Raw genomic sequence first — 13150 nt, forward strand, 5'->3', positions numbered from 1 at the left:
TCCGCCAAACCGGCCGCGTCCGAAAATGCGGCGCTTTGGATCCTTTTCTCAAGCGTGCGCCGAAGCCTGCATGGCCCGGCCAGCCGGGCTGCGTCCCCAGCAAAGACACCGCGCGGCATTTTGACGAAAATTCGAACACGCAATCCCGTCAAAGCGCCGTCCGATGCCGTTTACGCGAAACCGGCGCGCTTTTGTTCGACACAGGAGACTATCTTGTGGCTCAGAAATAGCGGCGGCCCGCGCGGCTCTCGGTAAGCTCGCGAACAGCCTCGCGAAATTCGCGCAGGCTGGCGCGAATTTCCTCGATCGACGCCTGCTCGGCGCCCTTCTCGGCGGCGGCGGGCTGCTCCAGCGGCGCGGCGGGATAGGCCGACGGCTGAGCCGGAGCGGGTGCGGCCGGGTAGGGCATGGGCGCGCCATAGGGCGCCGTGGCCTGGGGATGGCCTGCCGCCGACCGCGTCTGCCAAGGCTGCATGTGCCGATAGACCAAGGGCTGCGCATAGGGATGGGACGAGGCCGGATACATCGCCTGCTGCGGCACCAGGGGCGACCGCAATGGCGGTCCCATGGGCCGCGTATAGCCGGCGTCCGCGTCTGGCTGAAAAGATGGCCGCGGATAGTCTGGAGCTGGCGGGCGATGTCCAGAGGCGGAATCCGGAGCCGGATAGTCGGGAAATGCCGGAGTGCTCGCCGGCCGGCCCTCTTCGGCGACAGCGGCCGATGCAGATGCACCGGGAAACGCATCGTCCTGCGCCTCGGTGGCGGGCTTGCGGGACACGGCTTTGCGCAGCCTCGACATCAGCAAGCCGATCCGGCTTGGACCCTCGGTGGCAGCGGCTCCGGGCTGCGCGGCAAGCGGCGGCACTGATGCTGGTGGCGGCGGCGGTGATTGCGGCGGCGATGCTTGCGGTATCGGCGGCGCCGGCGGAGGCGGCGCCCGGAATGCCTGGTCATCGAGCGGCGCCCGGCGCTCCTCTATCTTGCGGTCACGGCGGGATCGTGACCTGGCGGTCTCACGCAGGCTTTCATAGGCGCCGCGCATGGCGCCGAGACCGACGCCGGAGGCAAAGCCCAGCAGCAGGCCGGCAAGCGCCACCACGGCGCGCGACGGCCCGTTCGGCTCCAGCGGAATGGAGGCGGGCGAGATTACGCTCATATTGGCGGTGTTGATATTCTTCTGCTCGCCGGTCTCCTTGGCGCGCAGGAGATATTGCTCATAGACCGAGCGCTTGGCCGAGGCCTCGCGTTCCAGTTCGCGCATCGAGACAAGGTCGCTGTTGACATCGCCGCTGCGCACCTTCATCTGCGCCAGGCGGGAAGCAAGGTCCTGTTCGAGCTGGACCGAGCGTTTCAGGTCAACCTGCAGCGACGATGCGATGCGGCTGAGTTCGGCGAGGATGCGTTCGCGCGCGCCGGTGAGCTGGGCCTCGAGCGCCTGGCGCTCGGGATGGCGCGGTCCGAGCCGGACCGCTGCCCGATCAGCCTCCTGCTTGAGCGTTGCGTATTGCGAGCGCAGATCGCTCATGGAGTTGGAGTTGATCTCTTCCGGCAAGGTGCCGCTGAGCACCGAATTCACGTTGACCTGACGTGCCGAGGCCGCGCGGGCGTTCAGCTCCAGCGTGCGGGCGCGAGCGACGGAAAGCTGCTCGTTGAGCTTGAGCATCTGGTCGTCGCTGATCAGATGGCCCTGCGCGTCGACAAGATCATGGGTGGCCCTGAAATCCTCGACCTTGCGCTCGGCCGCCTCGACGCCCTTGCGCATCTCGTCGAGTTTCGCCGTCAGTTCGTTGTTGGCCCGGCCGGCAGTGTCGGACTGGATTTCACCCGAAGTCTGCAGGAAGACCTTCGTCATCGTTTCGGCGATGAGCGCCGATTTCTGGGCGTCCTGCGTGGTGACGCCGATGGTGATCACGGAGGTCTTGCCGCCGCGCTCGACCGAAACGCTCTCGGCCAGGTTGACGATGGCAAGGGAAAGGCGGCGGGATTGGTCGACACCGCCCGGTCCGTCCTGGCGCAACAGGATCGAGCGGATCAGCGATATGACGCTCAGGCCGCCATTGCCTTGGCCGTTGAACTCGGGGTCGTCGACAAGGTTGAGCTCCTGGACAACCTTGTTCAACACGGTGCCGGAGGTCAGCAACTTGATCTGGTTCTCGACGTTGACGAGCGCCGCGTCGGGCATGACCACCGCCTGGGTGAGATCGCGATCCGTAAGCTTCAGGTCGCGCGGGTCGACGATCAGTTCGGTGGTGGACTCGTATTTCTTCGGCGTCGACAGGGCAATCGCAACGCCGAGCGCCGCGCCCAGTACCGTCGTGGTGATGATCAGCGCTTTGGACCTGGCGACGCCGCGAACCACCTGCATCGGATCGATCAGGGGCTTCCATTGCTGGCTGTCGGCATCCTCGCCAGGAGATGCTCCCGCTTCGCTCGCGCTCAGCGGTTCGGATGTGCTGCGCGGGGAATCAACGCTCGAGGCGATCTCAGGAACCGTCTCTTCATACGGCATCGCCGGGTCCGAACCGCCGATACCGGCCCCATGGTGCGAATGCGAAATGCCGGCGGACGCCGGAGCCGGCTCGTCGCCCGGCTGCAAGCGTTGCGTTGCGGCGGATGCGGAAGGCGCCGGATTCATCTTCGCCTCGCGCTGCGAACGCGCCAGGCGATGACGTGTGGCGGCATCCTCGCGCCATGACGGATTTGCCCGATCCCCTAGCGAGACCAGCGATGCCTCGTCCTCACCGCGCACGGCTTGGCCAAGCGCCAGCAAGGATCGCTCGCGCCTCCAGTCCTCACGATTTTCCCTGTCGCCCATTGTCGCGGAGCTTACTTTCAGCCGCCAGACAGCGGCAGTCGGCCATTTGTTAAGCCACGCTAAACAAGCATAGGAAACAAAAGGTTAATTTTAGGCGGCCGAAAGCATTGCTTGATGCCGGCTGCTTGGAATTTCAGCAGATGCAGGAAGAATTCAGAAGGGCACGTTAAACTTTGCCGCCTATGCCTTTCCCTGACCTATGACTGAGGCCAGCGACATACCGCAGAGGCGGCCCCTCGCCCGGATCGGCACCTTCGTGGCCGAAAGACGGGGGATGGTTCGCGACTATTTTTCAGCGATCAGCGGCGCCGGCGGGCGGCTGGTGTTTTCACTCGCCTACTTCATCGCCTTGGCCAATACGCTTTCCATCGCCGAGTTCGGCATGTTCGCCACCGCCTCGGCCGCCGGAGTGATGCTGTCGCGGCTTCTGGCCTTCGGCTTCATCTCGGCACTCTACCGCACCGCCACCATCCGCCCCAACCTGATCGGCACCTTCACCGCAGGCTTCCTGCTGCTGGGCATCGTCTCGTTGCCGCTGCTCGCCGCGGCCTCCTACATCGTCTACCTGATCTTCTTTGCCAGCACCGTGCCGCTGCCGGTGTTCGCGGCAATCGTCTTTGCCGAGGCGCTTCTGTGGCGGCCGGTGGAGGTGGCGCTGATCGTCAACAACGGGCTCGGCAAATTCGGCCGTGCCGCCGTGCTGGCGATCCTGGCGACCGCTTTGCGGGCGGCCGGCGCGGTGCTGTTCATGTTCTGGGCGCAACACAGCGTCTGGGTGTGGTCCTGGTTCTATATCGGCGCGAACGCGGCCTCGCTGCTGGTCGCGTTCGGCCTCTTCTATCCGCGCCAGCGGCTGCGGCTGCGCGGCGAGCTCTATCTCAGGCGGCTCGCCGATTCGATCTACGTCGCCGGCGCCGAGGTGTTGTTCTACCTGCAGATGGAGTTCGACAAGCTTCTGGTGCTGGCGATCGGCGGGCCGCACCTGGCCGGCATCTATGCCATCATCATGCGGCTGGTCGACCTGACGGCGATCCCGATCCGCACCTTCTCCATGATGCTGGTGCAGCGCATGATGCGCGCCCCGGAGCTCTTGTCACGGCTGGCGGTCAAGAGCGGCATCGAAGGCGGCGTATTCGCGGTCTCGACGCTGGCGCTGCTGGCGCTTGCCGTGGTGCTGCATTTCTTCCCCGGGGCGCTCGGCAAGAACGTCTCGGAGGCCGCTCCCCTGGTGGCGCTTGCGATCGGCGTTCCGGGACTGCGCAATCTGGTCGAATACCAGGCGGAACTTCTGTTCGCGCGCGGCCAGACGCTGGTGCGGGCGCTCAATCTCGGCCTGCTCGCCGCTCTCAAGGCGCTGCTGCTGACCTATGTGCTGACAACCATTGCCGACACATCGAAGCTGGTGCTGTCGCTCAACGTCGTCTTCCTGCTGCTCTATCTCGCGTCGATGCTGCTGACCTATTCGGCGCTGCGCAAGCCGGCGAAGGCGATCTGATCCTTCATCCGGGCAGTCTTTCCGCGAACCGGTTCGCTTTTCAGGATCAGGGTCGGTCGAGCCCGATCAGCCGGCGGATGCGGCCGGTATCGGTGCCGATGAAGGACTGCATGCCGATCGCCACCTGTTCGGGCGCCATGGCGGCAACGAAGCGACGGAATTCATCATCCGACAGCGCCTCACCGGTCCAGTGGACGCGGCAGAATTCTTCCGAGCCATGGAAGTGGCCAGCGCCGTCCAGCAGATCGTCGACATAGCGGCCATAGATCATGCATTCGGAGAATTTGCGCGCCGAGCCGACGACCTCGACCCAGTTTCGGCCATGCACCTCCTCGATCCGACTGCACATGGCCAGCACGGTGTCGCGGCGCCAGGCGATCAGCGTCGAAATGTAATCGTGAACCGAATTCCTCGACGGATCGATGCCGAGCGCGGAGCCGGCATTGCGCGACCATATGCGATGCTCGTCATGACCGTCCTGCGCAAGCACGCCGTCACGGCGGAACAGCCGCGCCTTGCCGTCGCGCCAGAACGCGCCGCAATCGAAAGGCTTCAGGAAGGCGACGTCGGAATCGCAGAAGACCAGGACGTCCTGGCATGCGTGCGCCGCAACGGCGATGCGGCGCAGTTGCTGCACGTGCCAGCCGCGGAGCGGCTGCGTCTTCAAGCTGAGCCAGACGCGCCGCCGGAACAGGCTGAGCGGATCGTCGAAGACATGCAGCCAGCGCGGCAGCAGCTCACGTTCGTCGACGACGGAACGGTTGGCGCTCTCCAACCGTCGAAACAATTTGACGTCGCGGCCTTCGACCAGAATGTAGTGATGCGCGACGCCCGTGACGTGCCGGTCGAGGGTTTCGCAGAGCAAGCGGCAACGCTCGAAATCCGGCGCATAGCTTGCCGTCACCATGGCTGCCGTCGGCGTTGCCCGAAGCAGTCCGGGTTCGGCGATCGCGCCCGGAACGAACCTCTCGTTCAACGGACGTCTCCGGCGGCTTGGGGCCGGTTCAACAATTTCTGTTTGAGGACCCGCCACAGGAACAAGGGGTTGCCGACCACATAGCGGCGCCAGAGCCGTCCCGGCTCGACCGCCAGCCGAAACAGCCACTCCAGCCTGAGGCGCCGTATCCACAAGGGCGCGCGCGGCACGGCGCCGCTGAGAAAATCCAGCAGCGCGCCGACCGCGACCGGCAGCGTGCAGTGGCGCTCGTCGATGTGCCGTTCGATCCACAATTCCTGGCGCGGCACGCCCATGGCGACCAGCAGCATATCAGGCCGCAGCGCCGCGATGCGTTCGATGATTTCCGGCTCCTGCGCAGCGGAGAAGTAGCCGTCATGGATGACCACGAATCTGTGCTGGACGGCAATCGCCGCGAGCTTCTTCGACGCGGCCTCGGCATTGACGCGCGTCGCGCCGAGCAGCCCCACGGTCAGCGGCCGGGTCACCGACCGCAGAAAGGCCGGCACGAAGTCGGTGCCGTTGAGATTGTCCGGGAACGGCGCGCCATAGAGAAGCTGCGCTGCGAGATCGACGCCGATGCCGTCCGGCAGGATGAGAAAATCGTCGAGCGCCTGGGCGAACACCGGATCGGTGTAGGCGAGATTGGCGTTATGGGCGTTGAGGAAGCTGACCTTGGTGAAGCGTCGTTCCACGATCAGCCGCGTCAGCAGGGCGATCGCGTCGTCCCAGCGAATGGCGAGCACGGAGATGCCGAAGATCGTCTTCAATGTGTCGGGCCCGAACGAGGCGCGGGCGGCGTGCATGTTCATGCAAACGCCTCCTGCATGACCGGACCGAGCTTCTCCAGGCCAAACCGAATGGCGGCGTCCAGCGCCTTGAGCTGCCGGCGGTGGAACGCGCTGCCGTCGACGTCCGTAATATCGGCCGCCGCGGCCTCCAGCGCCTTGGCAAAGGCGACCGGATCGTCGGTGACGGCGCAATTGACCGGGCGATGGTCGATGCCGCGCAGCGCGTGGCTGGTGGCAACGGCGGGCAGGCCGAGCTCGAACGTTTCGATCGTCTTCAATTGCACGCCGCTGCCGGCGGTGCTGATGAGCGGGATGACGGCGCCGCCGCGTATGAAAGCCTGGGCGTCCGGCACGCGTCCGACGAAAGCGACGCCGGGATGCGTCGAGGCGATGTCAGACGGGATGCTGCCGGCGATCCTGATGCGGAAGTCTGGGCGCAGATGCGGCACCACCTTGTCCAGGAACCAGCCGAGCCCGATGCGGTTCGGCTGCCAAGTCCAGGTGCCGATCAGCGCCGCGTCGCACTCGATCTTGCGCCGACCGCTGTGCGCCGGTGGCCTGGCGCCCGTCACCAGCGGCAGCACCGCCGAGCGGTCGTCGGAGGCCGCGCCAAGTGCCGAACGGTCTTCCTCGGCCAGCGTGAAGACGAAACGCGCGCGGCGGCACAGACGCTCTTCCACGCTCTCGAGCAGCCTTGCCTCGCGGCGGAACAACAGGCGCTGGAAGATGCCCGGGGCGGCAGCGGCATTTTCCCGCGCCGAAAGATGCTCGACATTGTGGGCGACGAAGATCGAAGGCCGCTCGTCGAAGAGTTTTTCGAAGGCGCCGGCGAACTGCACGGAATTAAGCACATAGCCGTCGAAGGGGCCGGCGCGCTCGATGGCGGCGAGGACTTCGGCATCGGAGACCGCACGCAACTTGGCCGACGCGAAGGTGAGGCCCGAAAGCATCGCCTTGCCGACCCAGGCAAGCTTTTGCAGCGCTGAAGCATTTTCGGTGCGCACGTCGACGGCACCCAGAACGATGGTGCTTTCAGGATCGGCGGCGGCTTTCCCCGGCCAGATGAAGCCGATGACGGTGACGCGCGCGCCGGCGCGCCGCAAGGCAGCGATGATTGCAGCATTGGCGATCTCGTAGCCCGATGCGAGAGCGCCATCGGGCACGATCGATGTGGCGAACAGCAGATGCATCTCACCTATCCTGTGGTGCAGCCGGTAGCAAAGCGCGGTGAACCCTTGATTAAACGCGCGCGCATCGACGGCCCAAAACCCCCGCCTGAAGGGCCACTCCGTGAAAGGTGATTAACGAAACGTTATCGTCGTGGTGCTAACAGAACTCGACCCACCATGCGGCTGACACGGATGATCCCTTTGCCATCGGACGGTTCGGTATCGATCGCGGGACGATCCCCCCGGCTTGACACGCAGGCCGTCGAAGCCGTCGTCACCTTGCCGACCTTCAAGCGGCCGGACCAGGTCCTGCAAACGCTGGCGTCGCTGCGCGCGCAGCTGACCGGCAGGCCCTTTGCCGTCATCGTCATTGAGAACGAGGCCGAGGCGCGGGCCGGCGCCCAGGCGTCGCTGCCGCTGTTCGAGCGCGGCGAGATACCGGGCATGGTGATCATCGCGCATCAGCGCGGCAATTGCAGCGCCTACAATGCCGGCTGGCAGGCGGCGATCCTGCACTTTCCGAATTTCAGGCACCTGCTGGTCATCGACGATGACGAGATAGCCGACCCGCACTGGCTGGAACGGATGTGCGGGGCGGCCGAGAGCCTTGGCGCCGATATTGTCGGTGGCCCGCAAGTGCCCGACTTCGCCGATCCCGCCCATGCGCGCTGGGCCAAGCATCCGGTCTTCGCGCCGCCCTACCGCAAGACGGGCCTCGTGCCGGCGCTCTATTCGTCCGGCAATCTCCTGGTGGGGCGCAACGTGCTTACCGCCATGGGGCCGCCGTTCCTCGACCTGAGATTCAATTTCATGGGCGGCGGCGATTCCGACTTCCTGAGCCGGGCGGCGCAGCGCGGCTTCGCGCTTGGCTGGTGCGCCGAGGCCAGCGTGACCGAGACCGTCCCGGCCCGGCGGGTCGAGGCCGACTGGATCCGCGCCCGCAGCCTGCGCAACGGCGTGATCTCGACGCTGGTCGAAAAGAAGAAACGCGCCGGCACCCCGCTGGCCGGCGTCAAGGTGTTGCTGAAGAGCCTGGCCCTGCTTGCCGCCTCGCCATTTCGCGGGGCCGCCAGGCTGGCACGGACAGGATCGCCCGCGGCCGCAATCTACCCTGTCCATGTGGCGCTGGGCCGCGTGCTGGCCGAATTCGGATATGCCAATGAGCAATACCGCCAGCCTGAAAAGAACTGAGCGCGCGCCGCTCGGCGCCGCGTTCACGCGCGACGGCGTGGCAACCGCGATCGCGGCGTTGCTGTTCACCGTCGTCATGGTGTCCTTCCGCCCGTTCCAGCCCGCGGGCGCGGAACTCACCGGCGAAGGCGGCGACATCGTCAACCAGCTCGGCTTCGGCTCGCTCGGCGCCGTTTCCGTCTTTTCGCTGATGGCTTTCGCCGATCCGCGCATCGTGCGCTCGCTGCTCAGCCCTTCCTGGGTGCTGATGCTGGGCTTCTTCTTTCTGTCGGTGGTGCTGGCGACAGACCCGCCCTCGGCGATGCGCGCCGCCTCCTTCACCATGATCGGCATCCTGACGATGGCGACGATCCTCGTGCTGCCGCGCGACGCGGACGCCTTCTCGAAGGTCATCATCTTCACCGCGGTGGCGGTCATGGGCCTTTCCTATCTCGGCCTCATCGCCTTTCCGCACGAGGCAATGCACACGGCCGATTCGCAGGAACCCGAACATGCCGGCCTGTGGCGCGGCGTCTTCACCCACAAGAACATCGCCGGTCCGGTCATGGCCTGCTTCAGTTTCGCCGGCCTCTATCTCTTCCGGCGCGGGCAGCGGTTCTGGGGCGCCGGAATTTTCTTCGCGGCGATGGTGTTCATGCTGCACACCGGATCCAAGACCACGGCCGGCCTGGTGCCGTTCTCGATCCTGATCGTCATGTTTCCAAGCCTCATGGGCATGCGACTCGGCACGCCGATCCTGTTCGCGCTGGCGATCATCGCTACCGCGGTCGGCACGCTGGGCATCGTTTTCCTGCCGCCGGTGAAACAGCTGGCGGCGATCTATTTTCCCGGCCTGACCTATACCGGGCGCACCACGCTCTGGGAGTTCGCCGGCGAGATGCTGGCGAAGAAACCGTGGACCGGCTACGGTTATGAGAGTTTCTGGGGAACGCCGCTGCTGCTCAACCAGGATCAGCCCTTCGACCGGCCGTGGGATATCAGGACCATCGTGCACGGCCATGACGGTTATCTCGACATCGCGGTGCTGATGGGCATTCCGGCGCTTTGCGTGGCGGTCTACACTTTCCTGATCGCCCCTTTGCGCGACTACATGCGCATTCCCTTGCGCAAGGAAAACATCTATCTCGGCGACTTCTTCATGATGGTGGTGCTGTTCGCCGCGCTCAACGCCTTCCTCGAAAGCTTCTTCTTTCATCGCGGCGATCCGGTGTGGCTGTTCTTCGTGCTCGGTGTGCTTGGGCTCAGACAAGTTTCGCTGCGTCCGGTCGCGCTGCGTAACGCCGGTCGTGGCGCGCGATTGGGCCACTCCACCTGACAGGGCTTCCCCGTTGATCCGCGAGCGTCTATGTGAAGCCTTTCCTCGGAGGGCTTTCGATGACGATCAGGCTTGTTCTCGCCGGCTGCGGCAATATGGGCTACGCCATGCTCTCGGGCTGGCTGAAATCCGGAAAGCTTGCACCGTCGGCCGTTTTCGTGGTCGAGCCCAATGCCGACCTGCGCCAGCGCGCGGCCGCACTGGGATGCGGAACGGCTGCCGACCCCACCGATATTCCGGCCAGTGCCGTGCCTGATCTCATCGTTATCGCCGTGAAGCCGCAGGTGATCCGCGACGTCACCGCCGCCTACAAACGTTTCGGCGATGGGCGCACCACCTTCGTCAGCATTGCCGCGGGCACGCCGGTCGCCACCTTCGAGGAAATCCTGGGCGACCGCGCGCCTGTTGTGCGCTGCATGCCCAACACGCCTGCTTCCATTGGCAAGGGCATGATGGTGGTGTTTTCCAATCCGCTGGTTTCCGACGACACCAAGCGTTTCGTCGCCGACCTCTTGTCGGCCAGCGGCGAAGTGGCCACCATCGACGAGGAGGGACTGATGGATGCGGTGACCGCCGTGTCGGGATCGGGGCCGGCCTATATCTTCCATTTCATCGAAGCGCTGACCGTCGCCGCCGAGAAGGCGGGCCTGCCGGCGGCGACCGCCAGGCTGCTCGCCATGCAGACCGTCTATGGTGCCGCCTCCCTCGCCGCCGAAAGCGGCGAGGAGCCGGGCCTGCTGCGCCAGCAGGTGACCAGCCCGAACGGCACGACGGCGGCGGCGCTTGGTGTGCTGATGGGCGAGGACCGGTTGACCAATCTCCTCACGCAAGCGGTGGAAGCGGCGCGGCTGCGGTCGATCGAACTGGGGAAATAGAGCAGACTCCCTAGGCCAGATCGGTATGCGAGAAGTCGTTGCCTTTGTAGAGCAGAGCAGAGCCACGACTCTTTGCGCATGCATAGGACAGGCAATCGGCCAGGTTGAGTTGGGCGGGATGCCCGCGTCCTTTTCCATAGTCTGAAAAAGCTTGGACCGCGAGCTTGGCGTCGCCGGCGCCGATCGGAACGATTTCGATTTCGGACTCGCGCAGAAAAGCCTCTATCGCCACTTCAGCGACAAGCGGCTCAACGGCCAGCATAGTTGAAAGCCGCATAGCCGCTTCGAGCACCACCAACGCGGAAGTAATTTTGCGAGGTGCTACCGCGATGCGGTTGCTCCACTCGCCAGCATCTCCCTCTCCCGAAAGAATTGCGACGACCACCGAGGTGTCGACAAACATCAAGAGTGGCCCCACATCTCATCGATCTCATCCTTGTCTACGGGCCGGCCGCCATGACCAGCTCTGGCTTTGAGTTCATCAGCGATGGCAGCCAGCCGCTGCGCCAACGGAGCGCGTCCACTTTCCCGTTTCAGTTCGGACTCAAGAGCTTCGATCACCGCCTCGGTCATCGAAATCTTGCGTTTGGCGGCGAGCCGCTGTGCCAGCTCACGTGCACGCGGGTCCCTGATCTGGAGGTTCATTGGTCGATCCTCAGCGTCATCTGCCATTACAATATAGTGCATCTGTCATGACAGCGCCACAACGGGCTTATTTTTCGTACAGCATCTCATCCTGCAGCCGGCGCAGAGCGAACAGTCTCGTCGCCCGGTCGGGTGCGGCGTTGTCGACCGTCAACAGCTCGCCTTTCCTCACCGGTTTCAGCACCTTGCCGCCCTCGAGTAGGCCGACCGGCACGGCACGCCGGGCGCGAGCGTCTTCGACGGTCATCGTCCAGGAGCGATAGCAGGTCTCGCCGATCGCATCGAAGGTTTCGCCGGCGAGCAGATCCCGCTTGGCGACGGCGCATACCTCGGCGACCGGCCTTGGCAGCGGCACCATGTCGGGCTTGCCGAAGAGCACGATGCGGGCTGCGGTCAGCGGGACTTCCAGCGAGGTCAAATGGTAGGGCCGGAACAGGCTGTAATAGGGACCGTGGCCGATATGCAGGTCGTCCATGCGCTCGACGATGCGCGGGTGGGTCGCCTCGACGATGACGAAGACACCGGGTGCGACACCCTTGCCGACCGTGTAGTCGACAACGCCCTTTTTCGTGAGCAGCCCGCCATGCTCGCGCGGAATGAGCACCTTGACGAGGTCGTCGCGGTCGGCCTTCGGGCCGTGCATGCCGGGCACATCGGGCACCAGCCCGGTGGCGTTGGCGATGGCGCACATCTCGACCATGGTTTTCGAACCGTCGACGAACTCGACCAGCATGCGCGGGTTCATGTTGCGGCGGATCGCTTCCTCGCGATAGTCGTCGGGCACGGCATCGTGGTTAAGCGGGTTGTTCTTGCCCTTGCCGGCCGAGACGATGGTCAGGCCCAGTGCGGAGGCGAACTCGATCAGCTCCATGCAGCTCGAGGGCTCGTCTCCGGCGCCGACCGAATAGACGACGCCGAGGCGATCTGCCTGCTGCTTGAGATAGCAGCCGATGGTGACGTCGGCCTCGACATTCATCATCACCAGATGCTTGCCATGCTGCATCGCCATCAGGTCGAAGTCGGCGGCGACGCCGGGCTTGCCGGTGGCGTCGATGACGACGTCGATCAGCGGATTGGTGACCAGCATCTCGTTGGAGGTGATGGCGATCTTTCCCGACTCGATCGCCGCGGTGACTTTCGAAGTGGTATCGGCTTCGACGGCCATCGCTTCGTCACCATAGGCGATGCGGATCGCTTCGCGCGCCGTGTGCGGACGTCTTGTCGAGACCGCGCAGACCGAAATGCCGGGCATCAGCATGCCTTGCGTGACCAGATCGGTGCCCATTTCGCCCGAACCGATGACGCCGATGCGTACCGGGCGGCCCTCGGCGGCACGGCTGGCGAGATCGCGGGCGAGCCCGGTCAAGGCGACATTGGTCATGCGGGGATGTCCACAGCTTCCTGGTTCGCGTCGGATTAGCAGGGAATAGCTCCTCCTTGCCAACGAAACTGGCCTCGGCCCGTCAATTTCCCATGAAATCGCGCAGGACAGATGCGCTCGCCACGGTTCGGTTGGCCCAAAGACTGGGCTCCGAACTCGGCGACAAAGACCTGACGACTGCCAGTCCGCTGTGCCGGCAGTTTCTCCTGATAGGAATTTTTTCTTGACTGGGTGAGGGCAACTATGCTACATATTTGCCTATGGTGCTGAGTTGCGCCAAGGGCCCGCCGCACAGGCGGATTTTTCCGTTCAATGGTCCGTCAAGAGCGCACAGGCGAAGGCTCCGTCAGCCCGGATGCCTTGGGTTCAAAGACTTGCCAATTGACATTGCCTTGAACTGCCTCAATAAAACATTCGTTCGCCAGCGAAGGCAAATGTTCATCCCGCATCACCGAGCGGGACGCATTCCGCCTCGCGGGCAGAACGGGGAGTGCCTTTGCGCCGAGGTTGGCGGCAAA

At 64.7% G+C, this 13150-nt stretch carries 11 protein-coding genes; 4 read left to right on the plus strand and 7 right to left on the minus strand.

Going from position 1 to position 13150, the window contains the following annotated elements:
* Positions 1-220: 220 nt before the first annotated feature.
* On the minus strand, positions 221-2815 hold the full coding sequence (locus FJ426_RS00065) for a GumC family protein (RefSeq protein ID WP_140824704.1): 2595 nt from the start codon (positions 2813-2815) through the stop codon (positions 221-223).
* A gap of 199 nt (positions 2816-3014) precedes the next feature.
* On the opposite strand from FJ426_RS00065, the gene FJ426_RS00070 reads away from it, so the two are divergent.
* Complete coding sequence (locus FJ426_RS00070; protein ID WP_140501079.1) at positions 3015-4310, plus strand: lipopolysaccharide biosynthesis protein; 1296 nt, start codon at positions 3015-3017, stop codon at positions 4308-4310.
* Positions 4311-4356: 46 nt separating this feature from the next.
* On the opposite strand, the gene FJ426_RS00075 is transcribed toward FJ426_RS00070, so the two are convergent.
* From FJ426_RS00075 to FJ426_RS00085, 3 genes are read right to left on the minus strand one after another with little or no spacing between them, the layout of a single operon-like run.
* Positions 4357-5286: a DUF6492 family protein gene (locus tag FJ426_RS00075; protein WP_140686545.1), complete on the minus strand. Its 930-nt coding sequence runs from the start codon at positions 5284-5286 to the stop codon at positions 4357-4359.
* Positions 5283-6077, minus strand: coding sequence for a WecB/TagA/CpsF family glycosyltransferase (locus tag FJ426_RS00080; RefSeq protein WP_140568171.1), 795 nt, complete (start codon positions 6075-6077; stop codon positions 5283-5285). Before FJ426_RS00080 ends, FJ426_RS00075 begins: the two co-directional genes overlap by 4 nt.
* Positions 6074-7246, minus strand: a complete 1173-nt coding sequence (locus FJ426_RS00085; RefSeq protein WP_140824705.1) for a glycosyltransferase family 4 protein — start codon at positions 7244-7246, stop codon at positions 6074-6076. The genes FJ426_RS00080 and FJ426_RS00085 overlap by 4 nt, the downstream gene beginning before the upstream one ends.
* 171 nt (positions 7247-7417) lie before the next feature.
* Here FJ426_RS00085 and FJ426_RS00090 point away from each other — a divergent pair, with 171 nt between their 5' ends.
* The 3 genes from FJ426_RS00090 to proC are packed head-to-tail and all read left to right on the plus strand — an operon-like array spanning position 7418 to position 10606.
* Positions 7418-8416: a glycosyltransferase gene (locus FJ426_RS00090; RefSeq protein WP_140562187.1), complete on the plus strand. Its 999-nt coding sequence runs from the start codon at positions 7418-7420 to the stop codon at positions 8414-8416.
* Positions 8385-9731 carry an O-antigen ligase gene (locus FJ426_RS00095; RefSeq protein WP_140562190.1) on the plus strand — a complete coding sequence of 449 codons (1347 nt, stop codon included), beginning with the start codon at positions 8385-8387 and terminating at the stop codon, positions 9729-9731. Before FJ426_RS00090 ends, FJ426_RS00095 begins: the two co-directional genes overlap by 32 nt.
* A gap of 59 nt (positions 9732-9790) precedes the next feature.
* Positions 9791-10606, plus strand: a complete 816-nt coding sequence (gene proC, locus FJ426_RS00100; RefSeq protein ID WP_140562192.1) for a pyrroline-5-carboxylate reductase — start codon at positions 9791-9793, stop codon at positions 10604-10606.
* A gap of 10 nt (positions 10607-10616) precedes the next feature.
* Here proC and FJ426_RS00105 read toward each other — a convergent pair whose 3' ends face one another.
* From FJ426_RS00105 to FJ426_RS00115, 3 genes are all read right to left on the minus strand, one after another.
* On the minus strand, positions 10617-11009 hold the full coding sequence (locus FJ426_RS00105; protein ID WP_140562194.1) for a type II toxin-antitoxin system VapC family toxin: 393 nt from the start codon (positions 11007-11009) through the stop codon (positions 10617-10619).
* Positions 11009-11251, minus strand: coding sequence for a type II toxin-antitoxin system VapB family antitoxin (locus FJ426_RS00110; RefSeq protein WP_140501063.1), 243 nt, complete (start codon positions 11249-11251; stop codon positions 11009-11011). The genes FJ426_RS00105 and FJ426_RS00110 overlap by 1 nt, the downstream gene beginning before the upstream one ends.
* A gap of 67 nt (positions 11252-11318) precedes the next feature.
* Complete coding sequence (locus tag FJ426_RS00115; RefSeq protein WP_140562196.1) at positions 11319-12632, minus strand: NAD(P)H-dependent oxidoreductase; 1314 nt, start codon at positions 12630-12632, stop codon at positions 11319-11321.
* Positions 12633-13150 lie beyond the last annotated feature (518 nt).

Origin of the sequence: Mesorhizobium sp. B2-6-4, assembly GCF_006441495.1 — a bacterium.
Classification (GTDB): domain Bacteria; phylum Pseudomonadota; class Alphaproteobacteria; order Rhizobiales; family Rhizobiaceae; genus Mesorhizobium.

What these genes read in the sequence shown, in the direction of transcription:
- FJ426_RS00065 (WP_140824704.1), bottom strand. Translation starts at nt 2,815, where the DNA reads ATGGGCGACAGGGAAAATCGTGAGGACTGGAGGCGCGAGCGATCCTTG.
- FJ426_RS00070 (WP_140501079.1), top strand. Translation starts at nt 3,015, where the DNA reads ATGACTGAGGCCAGCGACATACCGCAGAGGCGGCCCCTCGCCCGGATC.
- FJ426_RS00080 (WP_140568171.1), bottom strand. Translation starts at nt 6,077, where the DNA reads ATGAACATGCACGCCGCCCGCGCCTCGTTCGGGCCCGACACATTGAAG.
- FJ426_RS00085 (WP_140824705.1), bottom strand. Translation starts at nt 7,246, where the DNA reads ATGCATCTGCTGTTCGCCACATCGATCGTGCCCGATGGCGCTCTCGCA.
- FJ426_RS00090 (WP_140562187.1), top strand. Translation starts at nt 7,418, where the DNA reads ATGATCCCTTTGCCATCGGACGGTTCGGTATCGATCGCGGGACGATCC.
- FJ426_RS00095 (WP_140562190.1), top strand. Translation starts at nt 8,385, where the DNA reads ATGAGCAATACCGCCAGCCTGAAAAGAACTGAGCGCGCGCCGCTCGGC.
- proC (WP_140562192.1), top strand. Translation starts at nt 9,791, where the DNA reads ATGACGATCAGGCTTGTTCTCGCCGGCTGCGGCAATATGGGCTACGCC.
- FJ426_RS00105 (WP_140562194.1), bottom strand. Translation starts at nt 11,009, where the DNA reads ATGTTTGTCGACACCTCGGTGGTCGTCGCAATTCTTTCGGGAGAGGGA.
- FJ426_RS00110 (WP_140501063.1), bottom strand. Translation starts at nt 11,251, where the DNA reads ATGAACCTCCAGATCAGGGACCCGCGTGCACGTGAGCTGGCACAGCGG.
- FJ426_RS00115 (WP_140562196.1), bottom strand. Translation starts at nt 12,632, where the DNA reads ATGACCAATGTCGCCTTGACCGGGCTCGCCCGCGATCTCGCCAGCCGT.